Below are 20891 nucleotides of genomic sequence, written 5' to 3'. Positions count from 1 at the left end.
CCCTGTCCGGGCCGATGACGGTTGCCATTGGTGTCGCGTGACAGCGTGTCAGTCACAGTGAGTTGCTTACTTGGTCACGCCTTCTGACTCTTGGAGGGTGAGCTGAGCAGGAGGCAACACAATGGTTCCATCTCCCTCTTTGACGTTCATCCAGTCAATTTCAGTCCCATTGACCACGGTGCGTGCTGATTGCCGTGGAGCAACGATTCTTGGATTGCCCTGACCGTCAGAAAGAGTGATTTCAATGTTTTGTGTATTGGCGGAGAACGCAGTTGAGTCAAAGGTCTGGATCACGAGGAACGATTGTCCCTTCACCAGCCGTCGTTCAGCCACGCTGCGGTTGATTTCGCTCCGCAACCGCTGTGTTTCCGCTGTAATTTGGTGACCGATTTGATTTCCTGTGAAATCAAAGAACCGGTAGCAGAGGTCGTAGTTGGCCGTGTTGAGATCTGAGTCCCAAACCTGGTAAATGATGCGGATCAGCCGACCATCCGTCACCCAAAAGGCATTGGGGAACAGTCGAAGATCGGTTTCAACCCGCACGGTGATTGGGATTTCATTAACCCCGGATACTGGTTGTCCGTTGGGACCGAGCACAATCAAGCGCGTGCGAACCAGATTGGGCAGGCAGTCTCCGGCTGTCGGAGCATTGGTGATCCGATCTGGAATAAACGGGCTAAATCGGACGGCATACCCATTGGGGACGCGGTCAACCGTAAAGTAAGCAGCATCGTTGGTATCTGACAACCGCTTGGTGTATTTGCTGTCATCGCGTTCAAAGCGGAACGCCAGATTGCTGCACGGATCAATATTGGTAATTCCTGGAATTGGCGCCGTAACTGAATCAATCACGTTAAAGCCGACCCGAACCGTCCCACGGATATTGATCTTGCTGCCCGGTTGAATTGAAACGGTAAACGATGGGGTAACATTAATCGTGATTGAAGTTTGGGTGGTGTTGGTCAACAGACCATCAGTCACGGTGACTTCATACACATAGGTTCCGACGGTTGTGCTGCAGGTCGCTTCAAGCGTCGCTGAAACGGTCTTATCCGCATTCGGGGTTGGATTCCCGATTAACGACGCATTCTGCCCTCCTGGAGGGCCAGAGAGTAATCTGACGACGGTCACGCCCAAGGCTTGTGGTTGTTGTTCGGCATCATTGACGCTCCCGATGATCACCGCTTTCCGCTCACCTTGACGAACTGTCAGTGGTGGACCTGGTGTAAAGGTGGGAGGTGTATTGGTGCCTTGAAACGCCATCTCAAAAGGAGTTGGTGTCACCACACTTGAAGCCTGTGTTGTGCCTGAGGTCGCAGTAAATGGGAGTATGTTGACCAGCGAAAATCCGAGAAGGGCGACCGCAAACGTCAGGAACGGCCGCTTCTTTACCAAACTCCGATTGGTGCGAGAAAACATGAGTTTGTTCTCCTTTCTGGGGTTCTTGTAATAGGCCGATTCAAACACGGATCTATGTTCGAGAATCAGTGAAGTAAGTCGAATGTTGGATTTCTCGGATAAAAACTTGAGAAATTGGGACGAGATGTGCCGTCAAGGGAATTTTGTATCCCCCCGATGATGAACAACTCTGAGTGTTTGTCAACCCTAACCGGCCTCAATTTGATGGGAAAAAGTTCCCAGTAAAAGTGGTTAAATCAGGTGCTGCAAATACCGTGCACGAAAGCCAGCTCACGACCTTCGGGACAGTGTCACGAATGAGTTTCTTTCAGCTCTGAAATGAAAAGTGCCATTGAGTTGAATGGTGAGAGGGAACTATGTTCGGATTGAAGTAGTTGTCAATCGAGACACTTGCCCATTCGGTGGCACAGATGGATGCAAAAAACGAAGTTGATTGGCAGAGAGTCGTTAGGTATTAAACCACAAGACAATGGATTTTTCTTGTGAAAAAAACACCAATTGATCGAAAAAAAAGAAACCATTTCCAAACGGTTTCTGGAAAACATGGGAACCAATTACTCAGGTATCGGCACCAGGTTTTTCCATTTTCTGAAGGCACTATCAGCGACCTGAACTTTGAGTCCTGCTGATCTATCATAGGTAGGCCCAGGATGGGGTTCTGTTCCATTCTGAACCTTTTTGAAGGCGTGAGCCGGGTTTATCTGAAATTGCCTGGGGGTTAGTGTTTCAAAAGGCTGATAATTTTCCGGTGACCCATCTCTTCAGCCAGAGTGAGCGCGGTATCTCCATTTTCATTGGCGAGGCTAAGGGTACTTCCGGCTTTCACCAGGCATTCGACCAGCGCGGCGTGACCAAGGGCGGCAGCCTTCATCAACGCCGTTTCGCCTTCGCTTTCGCACAGATCAACGCTGGCACCCTGTGAGATCAAATAGTTAACCGTTGGCAGGTGGCCATTATCGGTGGCAAACAGGAGTGCTGTCCAGCCGGAAAAGGGTGAAAATTCATCCTGAACCTGATAATTGATATTCGCTCCGCCTTCAACCAGGGCCCGAACCGCATCCACCGACCCATCTTCAGCCGCAAACATCAGTGCCGTCATTCCCTGGCGGTCACCCTGGTCAGGTGCGGCACCGTGATGGAGCAATGCTGTCACCACCTCTGCCTGGCCGGAATGGGCCGCGGCCATCAGCGGGGTGTATCCGTCACTGAACCCTCCATTGACCGCCGCGCCCCTGGACAAAAGGTCAGTCACGGCTGGCACATTGCCTTTTCCAGCGGCTTCAATTAAGAGCCCAAGCAACTGGTCGCCGGAAAATTCAGTGGAAGGTTGAAGCAGGGATGGTTCGTTGGGTGTCATAAGGTTGCCAGTTCTTCCTCCAGGAGTTGTTTTTCATAGAGAGCCGCGTATGGACCATCTTGTTTTAAGAGCGATTCATGCGTTCCCTGTTCAGCAATCCGGCCATCGTGGAGCACAATGATGTGATCGGCTTCTTTCACGGTGGAAATTCGGTGTGAGACCAAAATCGTGGTGCGGCCCTTCATCATTTCCCGCAGGTGCTCCAGGATTTTTTCCTCAGTGTAGGTATCAACCGCTGATAGCGAATCATCCAAAATGAGAATTTTTGGATTCCGCAAGAGTGCCCGGGCAATTGCGGTTCGCTGTTTCTGCCCTCCCGACAGGGTAATGCCACGTTCACCCACAATCGTTTCAAACCCTTTGGGAAACGTCACAATATCATTGCGGAGGGCGGATTGTTCAGCAACGCGTTCAATTGCTTCGCGAGGGGCATCGGGAACGCCAAAGGCGATGTTGGCGGCCACGGTATCGCCAAACAGGAATGTTTCCTGGGGCACATACCCGATGTTTTGGCGCAGTACCTGGAGCGGGATTTCGCGAATCGGTCGCCCATCAATCAACACCTGACCGGGGGCGGCATCCAGCAACCGCGGGATCAGGTTGATCAGGGTTGATTTCCCGGAACCAGTGTGGCCGACAATCGCAAGTGTCTTTCCCTGTGGAATCGTGAGCGAAATATCTTTTAACACGACCTGCCCTGGCCCGCTGGAGGTGGTTGGATAGGCAAAGTTCAGGTTGTGGAATTCAATCGTGCCGTTGATTTCAGTCACGGCGGCTGGCTGGACCTCATCCCGGATCGTCGGTTCCTGATTGAGCACCGTTGTCAGGCGCTTCATCCCGGCCATTCCACGTTGAAACAGGCTGACCACATATCCAAGCGCAATCATGGGCCAGATCAGCATCATCAAATACAAATTGAATTCAACAAACTGACCAATCGTAATATGTTGATCCAGAACGAGATGGCCGCCATACCACAGGACCAGTGCCGGGCCGAAGCCAATCAGGGCGTGCAGCGTGGGGCTAAACAAGGCCGTCAGTTTGATCAGTCGCAGATTGCGTGACACAAACTCGCGATTGAGGTCTTTAAAGGATTCTTTTTCGGCGTCTTCCTGAGCATAGGCCCGAACCACCCGCACCCCGGCGAAGTTCTCCTGGGCCTTGGCGGTAATGATGCCGAAATATTCCTGAATTTCCTCGGAACGCTTGTGGATGCGACTTCCAAAAAAATTGGTTGCCACCGACGCCAGCGGCAAAGTGGCCAGTGCCAGAAAGGTGAGCTTCCAGCTAATGTGACCCATGGCCGGCAAGGCAAAACAGGTGACAAAAACCGTGTTCAAGCCATACATAATCGCCGGGCCCAGCAGCATTCGCACATTGCCGATGTCGTTGGTGGCGCGGGACATCAAATCGCCAGTTCGATTTTCGTGGTAAAAGGCCATCGGCAGACGCTGCAGATGGGCATAGAAATCATTTCGGAGGTCAAATTCGATATCGCGTGACAGCGCAACCAGAATCTGCCGCTGCCAGAACAAAAAGATGCCTTTTCCAAGCGAAACGCCCACAATCAGCAGGGCATAGAGCCCGATCTTTTCACGGGTGATGCTCTGTTGCAGATCATCAATCGCGTTTCGGATCACCCGTGGGCCATAAAGTCCGATGTAGGCCGACAGCAAAACGCACAAACAGCCAATGGCCAATTTATAAGGATACCGACGCAGGTACCCCACCATGCGTTCAAAGGGTTTGGCCGTTTGAAACGAGTGCGGACCGGTCTGATGGTTGTGAGCTACGCCTGGCATGCATACTCCTCAGTGGTTGGCGAGTCAGAGTCGGCGGCAGCTTCTTCCGGCGTTGAAACCAGATTACCGGCGGCTTCCCGTTCCGCCATTAATGTGAAGTAGTAGTCAATTTTGTCAATCAGTTCCTGCCGTGATTGAGAGTGAAAGACCTGTTGCCGGAACGCCGCGCCACCGGGCAGCCCTTTCGTAAACTGACCGCAGAGTTGTTTGACTTTTCCCATCGCCGCCAGTTCGGACGGCAATTCTTTCAACATCACATCAAAGTAGCCAAACAACAGATTTCGCTTATCAATCAAGGTGGGCTGAAATGGAGACTTGCCCTGCATCACGTCGTCAATTTGTCGGAAAATCCACGGGTTGGCCATTGCGCCGCGACCAATCATCACGCCGTCAACGCCGGTTTCGCGAAATCGGGTGAGTGCCTGGTCAATCGTGGTGACATCTCCAGAACCCATCACTGGAATATTGACTGCCTCTTTGACCTGGGCGATGACATTCCAATCAGCCTGGCCTGAATAGCCCTGAACTCGGGTTCGTCCATGAATGGCCAGGGCTTCAACGCCGCAATCCTGAGCCAGTTTTCCGACTTCGACGGCGACAATCGAGTTGTCATCCCAGCCAATGCGAATTTTGAGGGTCAGAGGAATTTTGATGGCCTTGCGCATGCCCTTCAGGATTTTTTCCAGGTGGGGCAGGTCTTTGAGCAAGGATGAACCCGCGCCACGATGCACCACTTTGCGAGCCGGGCAACCGCAATTGACATCCACAATGTCAGCACCGGCAGCTTCGCCCACTTCGGCGGCGACCGCCATTCGCTCCGGGTCATACCCGAAGAACTGAATCGAAATCGGGCGCTCAAATTCCTCAAAGTGCATCATGCGGTGGGTTTTGAGGTTTCCTCGGGTGAGACCTTCCACGCTGATGAATTCGGTCACAATCAACCCGACACCACCGAGGTTTTTAATCAGCCCACGAAACGCGGAGTCAGTAACGCCTGCCATCGGTGCCAGTGCCAGCCGTGGGCGAATTGGAAGATCGCGAATGAAAAACTCCTGCCGGTCCATAAATATCAAAGTCTGAAGTCTGAAGTCTGAAGTACTGCTGAGATGCTCCCTGGGACCCTGACGGATGGGGAATCTCAGAGCTTGGAAAGAGGTGTTTATACCACAACAGTCAGAAATGGCACTGTAATTTGCCGAGCGATTGATGGTCTGTCTGTCAGCAGCCAGGCTTTCGCTCAAAGGGAATGGCGCCTTCACTATTTTGCTCTTCAAGATAAATTCTCCAGACTTTTTTGAACCGATCTGGTTCTAACCGTGCAATTCAAGATCTCAATTACATTCGACCTTTTTTGAGGAGAACCTTTATGAAAAACTTATTGATGGTATTGGGTTTAGTGTGTGTAATCAGTGCTTTGACCAGTTTGGTGCAAGCCCAGAGTACCTATCTGATTGATGCAAAAATTGAGCGGGATAATGGAAAACTGATCGTCAAATGTGGCGATGGTGCGGACCGGGTGGCCTTGCGACAACTGCCCTCGGGCAGAATCGAACTGCTGGTGAATGGCAGCCGAATGACATTTTCACAGGCTGAAGCGTTCGGAATCGAGATTCGTGGGAATGACGGCAACGATGACCTGACTGTGGACAATTCAATTCCGTTTGGTGTCACGCTCAAAGGTGGTGATGGAAACGACACTTTGAAAGGCGGGCGTGGGAATGACACCCTCGAAGGCAATGACGACAATGATTTTATTTCAGGTGGTGGTGGCAACGATACGATCCGTGGTGGAGATGGAAATGATCGGATCCAAAGCGGAAGCGGCCTCGATGACGTCAATGGCAATAGCGGCAATGATACCTTTGTGAATAGCAATCACGCCGTCAGAGAACAGGAAGTGACCCGTGTGAGAAACACGCCTGTCGTGGTCAACCCTCGTTATCCTCATCGCCGTGCCACAGTGATTGTGCGTCGGCCATAGCCTCGAATCTGAACTGATTCCAACCGGAATCAATGAATCTTTCAATTTGACCGTGCTGTACGTGCAAGCTGAAGCTGCTTTTGTCTGGACCACAAAAGCAGCTCTTTTTTTGCCGGGGTCAGTAGATTACCCAGTTTGAGTTGTTTCATAAGCGAGCGTTAAAAAATAAGTTCCTGGGAGCGCGGGCGTCCCGCCCGCCATAAGTCGGAAGACGCGGGCAAGATGCCCGCGCTCCCAAATGAAAACAGGAAGTTAATTTTTTACAGTCCCTAAGTCATCATTCATCCTTGCTTTAGAGCTTTCCAGTCAATGCGCTGAAAGATGCGCCAGTGCTCAAAGAGCAGGATTTCCACGCTCAGCAGCGTCAGAAACGCCGATACCAGGAAGTGAACCGGACTCACCAGTCGGAGCAGGGAATTGGTCCAGCCAAAAAAGACCAGGTACCCGACTGCCAGAACCAGTGGCACAGCGAGAAAGGCCAGTCGCTCAGACTTTTGAATCGCAACCCAGAACCCGAACAAGATCAGCGGAATAGTCCAAAAATTGAGCCAGAAACCAAACTGTTTCGCAAATTGCCCAAGCCGAAGGTAGAAATTGCGCCCAAAGAGCCAGGGATTTTCCTTCAGGCACTGCACATACTGAGCGGTCAGAAAGCGGTCGGCTTCAAAACTGGTATATTCGATGCCACGCTGATTTAAGTATTTTTCCAGCCACTGGTCGTTGTACTCGATGCCCCAGGGGTTGGGAAACTGGCCAATCGGTTCAAAAAGATTTTGTCCGGAACGCATCCGCAATGGGACAAAGTGACCGAACTGCTGCTGGTTGAAGGCACCGTACCCGACAGGGAGCATCAGAAAACACAGTCCGGCCAGAACCAGTCCTTTCCAGGAAAATGCAGGTTGTTTCCACACCAGGAGTGCCAGCAGACCGAAGGTAAGTCCGCCCACGAACAAAAATTCGCCGCGAATCTGGGTGACAAAACTCAGAAACAGCCCGGCGCCGATCACGGCACCCCGCTGTTTCCAGGTTTCAAGCCGGCTATGGCTGAGCACCAGCCAGAATGCCGCAACGCTGAACATCGCCAGGGCATTGGCCAGGGCACTGTCAATCAAGCCATCAGTCAGGAACTTGCTTTTATTTGGGCGCAGCAACAGGACAAACAGGTATCCGATAAAAAATGTGCTGAACGTCAGCGGAGTGCGATAATTGGGATGAAGGCGAGAGAACACGACTGGCAGCAGGCAGATTCCCAGCACCAGAAGCCAGTGTTGAAGCCGAATCATCAGAGCGAAATCAAACACCAGATCAGTTGAAAACAGGCTGCGCAAGGCGGTGACCCAGCCAAGAAAGGCATCATAGCCAAGGCTGCGTTCAGGCAAGACAGGTTCCGGTGTCGTTTGAATCTGGGTTCGGGGAATGCGCACCAGCGGAATGATGCCGCCGGAGGGAGCCGTTTGGATGGCTTCAGGAAGGTGACGTTTCCACCACGGACGACCAGTGGCAAACGCGGTAATCGTGCTACTCGAAGGGGTGCCGGCACCCCAGGCCATAACCGAAAGGGCTTCGGTCACGGATTGGAACTGGGTGCCCACAAGAGTGAGCAGGCCAATCAGTCCCAGGCTGACCACGATGGTTGATCTGGGAAAAGCCAGAAGGTGTTGCCGGAAGTGCCGCATGACCAGCTTACCGTCCCGACAGGAAATCTGGCGGTCCACTCATTGAGCCGGTCCCAATTTTGCTGGGATCCAGCGCACTGGTGCCGCCGCGTGAACGAGCTTCAAATTTCCGGAAGGCACGATCAATGTGCGGTGAAATCGTTTCAAATCGAATCGTGTTGGCAAATTCAATCACCACCAGCACCGTTCCTTGATCAAAGACCATGACTTCTTTGGTGCCGTACCGGATGTCCATTTGCTTCACTTTTCCAAAGCGCCCTTGCCCAGTGGCCATTGCCTGATTCAGGTAAATCAGGAGTGAAGTCATCATTCCAACTTTATCTGAGAGATTGACGCCAATGCAGGCGTTGAGTGTCCCGTCGCGGGTTGCCGCCAGGGCACCATCAATCCCTTTAATTTTGGTCAGATCCGAAACCAGAATTTGAAACGGATTTTGGACTCGCGAGGCCCCAGTGGTTGTCGTATTGACCTGTTCCGCCGATAAGGGGGCACTGCCGGGAATCAGCCCGGCCCGAGCTTCGTCGAGCAGGCGCAACCCTTCCATTAAAATATTGCTCCAGTTGTCATTGATGGTTCGTGTCGGCGCCCGGATTCCGCTATCCACCCGGAAGGAGCCCTGATCATATTCCAGGGCCTTATAGACAGCCTCCACACCGGTCAGTTTTCCCAACTTGGCATCCACCACGTCGCCATCCGCAAAGTAGAAGACCCCATCGCCAATCGGGTAATGAACTGTGAGTCGAGCGGTATTTCGGCCAATACAATTGATTTGAATGATGTCGGCAAGACTGAGATATTGGAGATCTCCGACCAATCCCATAACACGACCTCTTTTTTAGGGTTCAGGGTTCAGGGTTCAGGGTTCAGGATTTGAAGCCATAAAAACCAGGGCTTGGGGCTGAAAAAACCAGGGCTTGGGGCTGAGGGCTTGGGGTTGAAGAAAATGGGTTCAATACCCCGAGCCCTCAGCCCCGAGCCCTCAGCCCGAAGTCTTCAGCCCGATAGTTTTCAAGCTGATTGGGCCTGACGAAACACCTGACCACGGTGTTTCAGCGCTTCGACCAGGAAATTCTCAAACAGCTTCCGGCCATCCCGGCTTTCGTTTGGATGTTCCCACCGACTCGGGGTTTTACGCCAGTCCTCAAAGGATTTTTCGATGTGAAACTGCACGGTATATATTAACTGACCGTCTCCGCGTTTGACCATCATTTGGTTCTGACAGACATAGCCTTTGGCCAAAAGTTCGAATCCATCCGGCATGCCATCAACCATCAATCCGTGGTTTTGCCAGACCCAAATTGTATTGCCCCGGCTGCGACGTTGTTCGTCATGATCGGTGAGCACATTGCGGAAAATGGGGTCCTCCGGCTCAATGACTTTGACAAAGCGATATTCATATTCGCGCAACCGGTTATGCCGTCGTTGATGTGGCAACTGGTGATCCAGGGTCACAATCGGTAACCCAAATGCCTGACCAACGAGTTGATGTCCGCCACAAATGCCCAGTACCGGTACCGTTGTCGTTGCGAGCACGGAACTGACGTTCTGTAAGATTGACGACTGGTACATGTCAAAATCCCGCAGGGTTCCGCTGAGGATAATCGCATCCGGGTCAAAATCTTTGATAATTTGTGGTGAAATCTTGGCGAGACTGACCACCTGAACTTCAGGTGTCTCAACCAGTTTTTTCACATTTTGGACAATATTTCCGATAGCGAACCCGGCGATGGTGCGTTCTTCCTTGACCCATTCTTCAGCGTTGAAATCGGGTTCTTGCGCTGCCACGTCAGACAGGTCGTTGGTGGAATAAATCAAACTATCAACCACAATGACTCTGGCCCGATCAATCGTGGCGCGAACTGGTTCATAGTGACAATAATTTCTTTTGAGCAAAAGCATACCCCAAACCTCATTTCAGCGTTCGTCAGTTTTTGAGGGATTTCCCAGGCGTTGATTTCGGCCAGTCAAGGGGCAAAACAGGATCTGGCGCGACAGTGAACCACGAGCGTGGAAACCCAGGTGAAGGGATGAATTTTCCCTCTGTTCCCAAACGCCCGCGGGAAGTTGTGGCCCAGCAAATTTCGAAAAAAGTTGTTTGGATTGGTCCAGCAGTGACGAACAAGGTATTCCAAAGATCATGTACCATACCTTGCTCACAAGGGCTTGTCAAAAGACGAATTCACGATTTGTGGTGAACGCGGGTTTTGATTGGCGAAATCAAAAAAAATGGGTATGATGCGCGGTTCAAATCCACACTCAATTCTTCACAGTTCAAAAGTAGTCATCATCTATGTCAGTTCAACATCATCCATTTGTGCAATTTTTACGTCAGCACGATGATACTGCCTGGGAACAGCTTCTCAATCGGTTGCTGCCTGATATTCATCCTGTTGATAAGAACGCCACCCAAATCTGGTTTTCATTTTTCCCGTATCTGTTGCTGCGTGAATATGAAAACGCACCAGACAAGGCTGTTTTCACCCGTGATTTGTTACTTCAGGGAAAATTTCTGCTGGCCGAGCAAGTTGATTCGTCGCATTCCTTTTTGTTTGGGTATCGCTACTGGGCCGAGACCAAACAAATTGTGGTCAAGCTCGTCAAAGAAACGCCCAAGCCGACGAATCTCGAAGCCTTGATTCGCAAAGTGGCTGCGTCAACCGCTGAGTATATGCACACTGAGCCAGCGCTGGTGTTGGGCATTGCGGCAGTGGCGTTCATGACGTTGCAGCAGGTGGGCTGGGAGTGTTTTAACCACCGGGCTGATACGTCCATCCCGCCGGTGCCGAAATCCCCGAAACAACTTCTGGCGGACCGTGAAGCTGAGCGGGCTGATTTGTTGAACTTCATGCGCACGATTGATAAGCGATATGAAGTCTGTTACGACGAAACCAATCCGCACGCGACCTTCCAGGTCATCAATGAGCAGCCAATGACGACCGCCTCAACCCAGATCAAGGAAAACTTCAAAAAACAGGATCCACGCCGGGTTGAAGGACCGATTCCGATTGAATGTCAAACCGGTTCTTGTGGCACCTGCTGGGTTGGGATTTTGGGTGGAAATAACCACGTCAATGAAATCTCAGCCTTTGAAGTCAAGCGACTGGCCAAGATTGGGTATCCATACAACGGTCAGAATCGCCCCATGATTCGACTGGCGTGCAAAGCGGTTTGCAGTGGCTCAGTTACGATTGTCATTCCGCCCTGGAATGGCCAGATTGCACCGCTCTACCGCAAAGCGGAGCAAGAGCAATCCACGCCGGAACCCGCAATTGCTAAGTGACTTTGTGACAAATGACAAGGTGACTTTGTGACAAGGAGACAGAATGACAAGGTGACAAATGATCAACTGGTCACCCAGTCACCTTGTCATTCTGTCAGATGTCACCCAGTCACCCAGTCACCTTGTCATTCTGTCACTTTGTCCCCCTGTCCCCTTCACAGCCTCTGCCACGGAATTGAAACCTCACACGTTCCCTCTCCGCGTTCAAACTCAACAACCGCATATTTCCAGCCATTGCTTGGTGATGGCGGGGTAATCATTCGGGCATGACCGCCGCGAACCGCCGGACGATTGACTGAAATCGGAATGCCGGGAAAGCCATAGACCGTGACTCGCTGGCTCCGCCCGGCGGCACCGGTCCACACGGCGATTCCGTTCCGTGGATAACTCATCACGTCTTGACGCGAGTCTGCGTCCCGCCTCCGATCACGCGGCCAGTCGCGGCTCGGGCGCGAACCTGGACTTGAATTGGATGAATATTCGTCATCAGGGTCGGCTGGACCTTCATCGCGGGAACGTCGGCGTTTCATCGTTGATGGAGGCTCAGTTTCTTCGTCTTGCCGTCGGTTCGTGGCAATAATAACCGAATTGGCATCTGATTCTGAGCGTTTGGAGCGTTTGGAAGGCGATGATGATTCATTGCCTGGCGTTGCGGTTGGTGTGGACCTCGAGCTGCTTCCCGCCGGTATGGTTGTGCCGCGAGAGGTTGATGTTTTCGGAGAAGCGGATTCAGGGTGTGACCCATTGATTCCACCAGGAATGGATGACTGCCCGCCTGAAGATGACGGTATGCTGGTTGACACTGTACCTGGGGCGGATTCGGATGAACTTTGCTGATCTGACCCGGAAGGTGAATTGCCACCCGTGCCAGGGGAACCCGGATCCGAACCGATCACCCCTTCGGAACTGGTCGCTGTGGCTGGTTGCTGGGTGCCCGAACCCGATTGAACTTCAGGTTGACCGGCTGAGTCGCTGGGTTTGACCGGTGACGTGGCACCTTTTTGAGTGGCTGCCAGTTCTTCAGGTGACGGAACGTGCTCAAACTCGCTGTTCATAATCGAGGGCTGAACCGAGGGAGATCCCGAATCTGGAGTGCTCCGCGAGAAAAAGATCCCAGTCAGCGTCAGGCCAACCACCAGACAGACACAGATCACCGCCACGACCTGCCGCAACCGACCTGGTTGATCTGAGATCATCAATTGGGGAATGGGGGCCGTTATCCGCTCGGAGGAAGGAGGCGTTGGGGGTGGAACTGGCTCGGTTTGGGCCAGACCGTTGGTTTGATACCCCGGCACAATAAACACTTCGGACGTCTGCGGCAACGGTTCACTTGGAAGTTTTCCAGAGGGTGACGCCAAAACCTCAGCCGCTGGCAATCCACCAGATCCTTGAGACACCTGGGGAAGCCGAAGATCACCAGTGGGAATTTGTTCCATCCGGGCACCACAGAAGGTGCAAAATCGTGACCATTCGCGGAGCTTACGACCACAGGTGGTACATTGCGGATAAGATCCGCCTGTTGATGGTGTTTGATCCAATGAACCTGACATAGCACACCCTGACCTTGTGTTGAACTCCAGGCTTGCCTGCCGCAACGAGCTTCCAACGTGACGAAGTGCCCACGCGGTCTTGCCGGGACTATGAAAATGTATGTGAGAAAAGGAAGAGAGATGAATGACTGGGCGTGAGAAGCTTTTTGGGATTGGAAAGGTTGCCCTGTGCAAAAGATCCCAAGAATGAAGAATGTGGTGAGTGGTTATTCTTGGTTCTTGGAAGATATTGATTTCTAATGCCAGTTAAGAGTTGAAAAAATGAGCGGATTTGAACCCGCGACGCGGGTGGCAGGGCGGGGAAAAGGTGGGGAATGACCCGAATTCCCAGGGCTCGAAGATTCGCCCTGGGCTACGAGCCGGCACCCAGTTCCTGGGCTGAGAACCAAAACGGCTTCAACTCTTAATTGGCATTTCTAACCACTAACCACTAACCACTAACCACGTTTTCCATTCTTCATTCTTCATCTGGTTTGGCCGTGCCTTCAATTGGCAGAATGATGTGGAAGGTGCTGCCGTGCCCTTTGCCTTCAGATTCAGCCCAGACGCGCCCACCGTGAGCTTCGACATAACTCTTGGCAATTGAAAGTCCCAGACCGGTGCCGCGCGCCGAAAATTCATACTTACCCGAGGTGTGGGTTGACGGGTCAGAACTGGTATAAAAGGTCTCAAAAATGCGCTTGATTTCAATTTGTTCAATGCCGATGCCTGAATCTCTGACCACAATATGCGCTTCGTTTTGTCCATTCTGTGTGGCTCGAATGACGATATCTCCGTCATCAAAGGTGAACTTGATGGCATTTTGGATGATGTTGATCAAGACCAGTTCTATTTTTTCAGGATCGGCGGTGACCAATAATTCAGGTGGCAGTTCAACCGTAACTTGCAGCCGACGTTGTTCAATAAAGGCTTCGAGTTCTTCCAGAACTTTTTTCACCAGGCTGCTCAAATCAAACGAAGCCGGTCGGAGGGCAATCCGACCCTCATTGATGCGGAGCATTTCCAAAATATCATTAAAACTGGCCATTAAGCGGTCCACCATGCGCAAACATGTCAGAAGTGATGTCTTCTGGGTTTTGGTCAGTGGTCCAAGGTAGCCGTCAACCAGGGCTTCGTTGTAGCCCTTGAGTACCGTTAGCGGCGTCCGCATTTCATGCGAGGTGACAATGATGAAGTTCGTCTTCATCTGGTTGAGGTCCTGGAGGGTCTGCCGGACTTCCTGTTCCTGCTGGTACAACTTTTCCAGTTCACCAAAGAGGGCGGCTTTTTCCATCGCCACTGCTGCTTGATGAGCCAGTGATTCAATCAATTGACAGTCAGCTTCGGTAAAGGGGTCACGATCCGGGCCACGTCGAACATCCAAAACCCCAACCACATTTCCCATCCGCGACAGAATCGGGACATTGATCAATCCAGAACACTGGTGGAGGTGGTGGTGCGGTACGTTGGCATCGTCTGGTGAGAGCGACAGATCATTGACCACCGCGGGTTGACCGGTGGCGGCCACCCGGCCTGGAATTCCTGAACCCAACGGATAGGCAAACAGGCAGTCTTCCCAATGGTTTCGATGCCACACTCGTTTGAAGACCACCTGCTCGTCTTCCACCAACCCAATTCCCCCAGGCCGGCCATCCACCAGATTGGCGCTTTCGGCGGCAATATTTTGGAGCACCACGGTCAAATCCAGCTCAGAATTGATGATGCGAATACTTTCCAGGAGCTGACGCAGTGTTTTGATTCGCTGTTCCTGTAATTGCTGCAAATGAGCCAGATGTTCTTCCTGACGTCGGCGCAGGGCTCGAATCCGGCGTGAATACCAGCTATACCCGGACCCCAGAATCAGAGCTGTATAGGCCATATAGGCCCACCAGGTTCGCCAGAGGGCGGGTCGGATTCGAAATGAAATCATCAACGGGCCGCTGGTATTGCCGGCATAATCTTTCCCCCAGACTTTGAATGTGTACTGGCCTTCCGGCAGCCGGGTGTATTCTTTTTGGGCTTCTTTTTTCCAATCGGAGGGGGACTCATCAAAATTGACCAGTTGCGTCTGGTATCGGGTCTCTGACTCCCGAAAGTAGCTGAGCAGGGAATACTCAAACAGGATGGTATTGTCGCTGTAATCGAGTGAGGCCCCTTCAATCGCGGATGGTTTCCCATTGGAAGTCGGCGGAATCCCCGGCAGCTTTGTCTGGTCAAGTTCGGTTCCATTAATCAGGATGCGTTCGATAAACAACTGACGTGTTGTGCTGGCCGACGATTCCAGTACCGGGTCAAAAACGGCGGCGCCACCGGTTGTCCCCGCCCAAATCCGCCCTTGATGATCAACCAGCGAGCCACCTTCAGTACAGCCGCTGGCTGGAAGTCCATCTTCAATCGTGTAGAAATTGACGTCAAAGGCTTCTGGATTGTCTGGAGTCGGAATACGAGGTGTTAGTCGAACAACTCCTTTGGTTGTGAAGAGATAGGTCCGATTTTGGGCGTCGCGGCGCATTTGATAGACCACCCCGTATGGCTTGAGTTCCTTTTGATGGTCGGACAATGCCTGCCATTTGGCATTGGGTGTGTCGAGGTCAAGCTGAAGAACCCCGCTGCCATAGGTTGCTGCCCAGAGCTGGCGCTTGCCGTCTGAATTCGTTACCTCCATCAGGTGGAAAACCCAGTTGTTGCCCAGACTGGTCCGCGCATCTTGAATCGTCCATTCGCCATTTTCCCAGCGTGCCAACCCACCGCTTCGAGTGCCGGCCCACAACGACTTCAACCCGTTTTTTGAGGTAGTTTCAAGCAAACACTCGATATGGCGTGCCAGCGGCGGAAGTCCTTCGGTGAGACTGGTATCCCACTGTCCATTTTGGAATTTGGCCAGGCCACCCCGCGTTCCAACCCACACGACCGGTGTGCCGTCTGAGGCTTTGGTGGCCATCAGGCATTGAATCGGGTCACCTGGCAGGCCATTTTTGGTGTTAAACACCGTCCACTGGTTTTTCTCCAGCCGTGCCAGCCCACGATTGGTGCCAACCCAAATGGTTGGATTCCCATCGGGATTTGGTGTACTCAGCAGGGCCGCCACAATATTGTCCGGCAAATTGAATGGAGCACTGTAAATCGTCCATTTTCCCTGATCAAACCGGGCCAATCCACCCCCAAACGTCCCGAACCACAGACTGTAAATTCCATCTGGATTTTGAGATTCGAGTAAACTCATCACGCCGTTGTCAGGCAATCCCGTTCGGGTATCACAGGCAAGCCATTTTCCCTGTTCCAGCCGGACCAGGCCGCCGAAAGTGCCGATCCAAAGGGTTGAGGAAGCCGCAGGGCCAGAAAATGAAAACAGGCTGCGAATGGTGTTGTTCGGAAGCCCATAGTTGATGTCATAGACCATCCATTTCCCAGGTTCACTCCGGACCAGTCCGCCCGGAGTACCGATCCACAACGTCCGCACTCCATTTTTGGAAATCGTTTCCGCCAGTGCATCAACCCGATTACTGGGCAGCCCCGAATGGCTATCCACCACTGTCCAGACGTCATTTTCAAGTTTTGCCAGACCGCCGGAATCAGTCGCGACCCAAAGAACTGGCTGGCCAGTGGGTGAGACGCTGGCTAATAAATCGCGGACCGAGTTGTCTGGCAGCCCTGAACTCTGGTCAAATGTTTGCCAGGAGTTGCCTATTAGCCGGGCCAGTCCCCCACCAAAGGTTCCAACCCACAGGGCCGATATGCCCCCCGGTTCAATTGTTTCCAGCAATGTCCATACCCGGTTACTGGGCAGACCATTTTGGGTGGTAATGACTGACCATTTTCCATTTTCGAATTTCGCGAGTCCGCCACCATCGGTCCCCGCCCAGAGAATTGGGTTTCCGGTTGGGGATCTGGTCTCAAGCAAACATCGCATCTGATTGCTCGGCAACCCTGACCGGGTATCAATGGTGGTCCATTGTCCATCCTTCAACCGGCACAACCCACCATCAAACTGGGCGAACCAGATACTTTGATCCGAAGCTGGCAAGATGTCGGTGATGTAGTTTGAAGTGCTCTGGTTGGGCATGTTGACCACTGTCCAGGAGCGTCCGTTGTACCACGCGGCCCCGTCCTGGGTGCCAGCCCAGAAATAGCCGTTGTGATCAACCGCCATGGCCATAATGGTGTTTTGGGGTAATCCATCCCGGTCGGTGTAGACTCGAAATCCTGGTCGAAGGCGATCAGTTGGATCAGCTTTAGAACTGGTTGACGAGGTCAAATCTGTCAGCGAAATACTTGAGGAAATTGGCGGGGTAGGAGCTTTAGAAGCCGAAGCTGGGGGAGTAACCTGGGCAGGTTGAGGATCCGGAACAATACTGCCAGATGGGGTAGGCAATATTCCGCCGCCAAAGCAATAAAAACCGACCACCAGGATGAAGGTGAGTGTTCCTGATCGCATAAGCTGAATTCAGTTTGGCTACCTGGGTTGTTGAGGTTGGCAGGATGACTCACACCTGAAGTCAAACCATACAGGAAAAAGGTCTGTGAATCTATGGGGAATGAAGAATGAAGCATTGACCAGATGACAAGGTGACCGAATGACAGGGTGACAGGGTGACAGGGTGACAAGGTGACAAGGTGACCGAATGACAGGGTGACAGGATGACAAGGTGACAAGGTGACAAGGTGACAAGGTGACAACTGGTCAAATTCTGTCATTCTGTCACTTTGTCACCTTGTCACCGTTTTCCGTTGAGGTTGGCCCATTCGCCGGACTGGATAAAGCTGGCCCAAAAATAGGGATGTTTACGCTTTGGATTTTTGATGAGGTCAAGTTGGGCGTTGCGCAGGGCTTTGCTGCGGCCCTCGCCGGCTTTGAGACGGCGATAATATTTGAACATCAACTCGCGTGTGCCAGCATCAGAAACCGGCCAGAGGCTGATCATTTGGGATTCGCTCCCGGCCAGGACCAGCGCCCGGCGCAGACCGAAGACGCCATCCCCGCGTTTGACTTCTCCGACCCCAGTGTCACAGGCTGAAAGGACCACCAGTTTTGTCCCCCAAAGGTTCAGGCTGGCAACTTCAAGGGCGGTCAGGATGCCGTCATCACCAGCTTCGGTTGGGGTTTGGGGACGATTGGCACCCGAAAAGAAGAGCATCGAACGCAGGAGCGGGCTTGATTGTCGAATAAACTCAGGAGAAACCGTCTGGTCAGACAGCCCAAGGCTGAGAGACCGGTTTTCAAGGGTTTGGGTAAGTGCCTGAGTTGTCTGATCCGGTTCCAGAAAGTAGCCGTGGGTGGCAATATGGAGAATTTCCGGTTGTTGGGTTTGTTTCAGAATGGTTTCAGTGGCATCGCCCCCTTGTTTCAACTGGGTTTTTGGAAAGAGGGATTTCAGGAGTTTGCCTTCCTGCTCGCCACCTGGAAGCTGAACCAGTGGGTCGAAATGCTGACCAAAAATGGTTGGACCAGGCCCGTCATCAAATTTGGGGTTGGCCAGGACCAACGCCGGCTGGCTGGTCGGAATTTTGTCTTTCAAGCGGAGCAGGTCGCGTCCACTAGAAAGGTAGGTGATTTCGTGCGACTCGACCAGATAGCGGTGGGATTCATCAACCAGCGCGGCAAAGGGAATCAGGTTGAGCGCGCCGTCAGGTGAGATCAGGAGATGGTCTTTGTTACCGATAAACTTCCGAACCGGCTGCAGGAGTTTGGCATCAAGTTGACGCGCCAGTTTCTGGACCTGGTTGAGTGACCTTCGGCGCTCAGTTGAAAGGTTGATTTTGGTCAGATTCCGCTGGTCGCCAGCCGCTGCCAGCGCCTGACGAAATTCCTTGATCAGGTTGTCAATTTCAGACCGTTCCCCCAAATCGGCAAACCCAATCTTTCCACTTCGATCCAGGGTATAGACCGCATAGCGGGGTGATCCCCAGGTTTGGGTAGAATATGGAACGTACACACAATACTCAACCAGCGTGCTCTGCTCTGGAATTGCGGCTTGAATATCTGGAAGATTGACCGGGGTGGCAAGTTGGCGATACTGAAAGCTCAGAGTACTGAGTTTGGTCTCAAGCCGACTGGTTTGTTTTTCGAGGTCGGCGAGTTTGGCCCGATATTGTTCAATCGGGGTTTTTCCTGGCCCGCGCAAACTCAAAGCCGAAAGGCGGCTCCGAAGAACAAATAGTTCATCCATGGCTGCCTGCCCCTCAGGTGAACTTTGGGATCGTAAAGTATTGATGTTGTTAGTCATTGCATCCAAGGCACGGCCTTTTTTCCTGAGAATTGCCTGAAGTGCAAGTTGAGACAGATTTGATTGCTCTGCAAAGTGGGCAAGGTGAAATGAGATAGCATGATCAAACCAACCCCATTGGCCTTTAATAAGTAGTTGCTTTTGATTTTCTGAGCCAGTGATGAGGTTAGTGACCAGTCTTTTCTCAATAAGATCTTGAAATTTTCCTAAGTATGTTTTTGCTCTCTGAAAATCACCTGTTTGGCTATAAAAAGAAAATAATGTAATAAAAACCCCTGAATTATTGGCGGAGCTTGTATCTGGAACGTTCTCTACTTCTGTTAAGGCTTTATTGAAATAGAACTCCGCCTGGTTGAGATCATTCAATTTCCAGTAAAGATTTCCAAGGTTAAAATAAATAAAAACAAGGTCCTCAATTGAAGGCACAGCTTGACCTAAGAGGTGAGCTTGAGCCTTTTCCAAGAATATCGTTGCTTGTGGATAGTCTTTTGCTGCCAGGTACGCTCTTCCTAAATTTCGATATCCCCAGTTAATACTTGGGTGAGAAGAAGGGAGAACTTTCTCGAAAATGGTTAATACTCGTTTCTTTAATTCAATGTCTCGATCCAAATTTCCTTGAGCAAAAAAAACTCTGCTTAGGTTTAAATAGGTATTTGCTATCTGTAGCTCATCTTTAACCGATTGATGTTCCTGTATGGTCAGTGCCCGTCGGTAGTAGCTCTCAGCCGTCTGAAAATCAAATCGGGCTTCCGCCTGAACACCCAAATTGATCAATGTTGGGCAGAGTTCAAGGCTTTGCTTGCCGTCTATTTTCTCGACAATGGACAGTGCTTGCTGAAGATAGGTTTCCGCCAAACCGTAATTTCCTGTCTCCCGATAGTAATCACCCAAATTATTAAGACACGTCGCAACGGGAAAACTCTCTGGGCCGTTGGCTTCCTGTTGGATCGCCAGCGCCTGTTTCATCAAGGGTTCCATCTCCGCAAAGCGTCCGATTTTACGATACCCTTCGGCTAAATTCAGTAGTCCCGTGGCATAGAGTGGATGTTTTTCACCCACGGTTGCTTTGCGTTTGACAACCACCTCTTTCAACAATTCAACCGCCTTGATGTAGTCACCTCGGGACAGGGCCGTTTGAAACGTCGTTTCCGCCTGGGCAAACTTGTTTTGGACCCGATAGATTTCACCCAGGGTGTTGTACCCCATTGCCACCTGCGGATGATTGAGTCCGACCACTTTTTCGATAATGGCAATGGATCGTTGGGCGGTGCCAACGGCTTTATCAAATTCCCGTTTGGCTTTATACAAGAGGGCCAGATTATTGAGCACAATGCTGACTTCTTCATGGTCAGGACCGAACAGTTTTTCCCGCAGGGCCAGTGCCTGCACATATGAGGATTCCGCCTTGGGAAGGTTGCGAACCCGATAGTTGATTTCCCCAACTTGCAGAATCGCTGAAGCATATTGCGCCGATTCCGCTCCATACGCCTCGGCTGCCGCCGTCACCAATTGCTCGGCAATCGGAAGCACCTCCTGAAACCGTTCAACACCAAGCAGGATCTTGACCCGGTTTGCAAGCTGGTCATAGTGGATAACGGCAGCGTCATCGGGCTGAGGCGGACG

At 51.8% G+C, this 20891-nt stretch carries 12 protein-coding genes; 2 read left to right on the top strand and 10 right to left on the bottom strand.

The features are described 5' to 3' along the window. Nucleotides 1–66 precede the first annotated feature (66 nt). From HY774_08940 to dusB, 4 genes are all read right to left on the bottom strand, one after another. Nucleotides 67–1419: a hypothetical protein gene (locus tag HY774_08940; GenBank protein MBI4748604.1), complete on the bottom strand. Its 1353-nt coding sequence runs from the start codon at nucleotides 1417–1419 to the stop codon at nucleotides 67–69. 718 nt (nucleotides 1420–2137) lie between these two features. Beyond that, nucleotides 2138–2776 carry an ankyrin repeat domain-containing protein gene (locus HY774_08935; protein MBI4748603.1) on the bottom strand — a complete coding sequence of 213 codons (639 nt, stop codon included), beginning with the start codon at nucleotides 2774–2776 and terminating at the stop codon, nucleotides 2138–2140. Beyond that, entirely contained in the window at nucleotides 2773–4509 is a 1737-nt protein-coding gene (locus HY774_08930) for an ABC transporter ATP-binding protein (protein MBI4748602.1), read from the bottom strand. The genes HY774_08935 and HY774_08930 overlap by 4 nt, the downstream gene beginning before the upstream one ends. A gap of 56 nt (nucleotides 4510–4565) precedes the next feature. After that, nucleotides 4566–5642 (bottom strand): tRNA dihydrouridine synthase DusB, encoded by a 1077-nt coding sequence (dusB, locus tag HY774_08925; GenBank protein MBI4748601.1) that lies wholly within the window; start codon nucleotides 5640–5642, stop codon nucleotides 4566–4568. Nucleotides 5643–5944: 302 nt separating this feature from the next. Between dusB and HY774_08920 the strand changes: the two genes are divergently transcribed. Then, nucleotides 5945–6559, top strand: a complete 615-nt coding sequence (locus HY774_08920) for a hypothetical protein (GenBank protein ID MBI4748600.1) — start codon at nucleotides 5945–5947, stop codon at nucleotides 6557–6559. Nucleotides 6560–6840: 281 nt separating this feature from the next. Here the strand turns inward: HY774_08920 and HY774_08915 are convergent, their stop codons facing one another. From HY774_08915 to HY774_08905, 3 genes are all read right to left on the bottom strand, one after another. Continuing rightward, a complete protein-coding gene (locus tag HY774_08915; GenBank protein ID MBI4748599.1) occupies nucleotides 6841–8274 on the bottom strand; it encodes a hypothetical protein in 1434 nt (477 codons plus the stop codon). Continuing rightward, a complete protein-coding gene (locus tag HY774_08910) occupies nucleotides 8243–9055 on the bottom strand; it encodes a DUF4388 domain-containing protein (protein MBI4748598.1) in 813 nt (270 codons plus the stop codon). The genes HY774_08915 and HY774_08910 overlap by 32 nt, the downstream gene beginning before the upstream one ends. A 188-nt stretch (nucleotides 9056–9243) precedes the next feature. Then, the gene (locus HY774_08905) at nucleotides 9244–10134 is read right to left on the bottom strand and encodes a gamma-glutamyl-gamma-aminobutyrate hydrolase family protein (GenBank protein ID MBI4748597.1); all 891 of its coding nucleotides are present in this window, start codon (nucleotides 10132–10134) and stop codon (nucleotides 9244–9246) included. A gap of 391 nt (nucleotides 10135–10525) precedes the next feature. On the opposite strand from HY774_08905, the gene HY774_08900 reads away from it, so the two are divergent. Continuing rightward, nucleotides 10526–11515, top strand: coding sequence for a 2Fe-2S iron-sulfur cluster binding domain-containing protein (locus HY774_08900; GenBank protein MBI4748596.1), 990 nt, complete (start codon nucleotides 10526–10528; stop codon nucleotides 11513–11515). 155 nt (nucleotides 11516–11670) lie between these two features. Here HY774_08900 and HY774_08895 read toward each other — a convergent pair whose 3' ends face one another. From HY774_08895 to HY774_08885, 3 genes are all read right to left on the bottom strand, one after another. After that, nucleotides 11671–13065: a hypothetical protein gene (locus HY774_08895; GenBank protein ID MBI4748595.1), complete on the bottom strand. Its 1395-nt coding sequence runs from the start codon at nucleotides 13063–13065 to the stop codon at nucleotides 11671–11673. Nucleotides 13066–13522: 457 nt separating this feature from the next. Next, nucleotides 13523–17479 carry a GAF domain-containing protein gene (locus HY774_08890; protein ID MBI4748594.1) on the bottom strand — a complete coding sequence of 1319 codons (3957 nt, stop codon included), beginning with the start codon at nucleotides 17477–17479 and terminating at the stop codon, nucleotides 13523–13525. Between the two features lie 280 nt (nucleotides 17480–17759). Beyond that, the coding region (locus HY774_08885; protein MBI4748593.1) for a CHAT domain-containing protein at nucleotides 17760–20891 on the bottom strand (3132 nt) is incomplete at its 5' end.

The sequence above is a fragment of the Acidobacteriota bacterium genome (genome assembly GCA_016208495.1).
Classification (GTDB): Bacteria; Acidobacteriota; Blastocatellia; order Chloracidobacteriales; family Chloracidobacteriaceae; genus JACQXX01.
The sequence above is the reverse complement of the archived record's forward strand: the minus strand, read 5'-3'. Positions and strand labels throughout refer to the sequence as shown.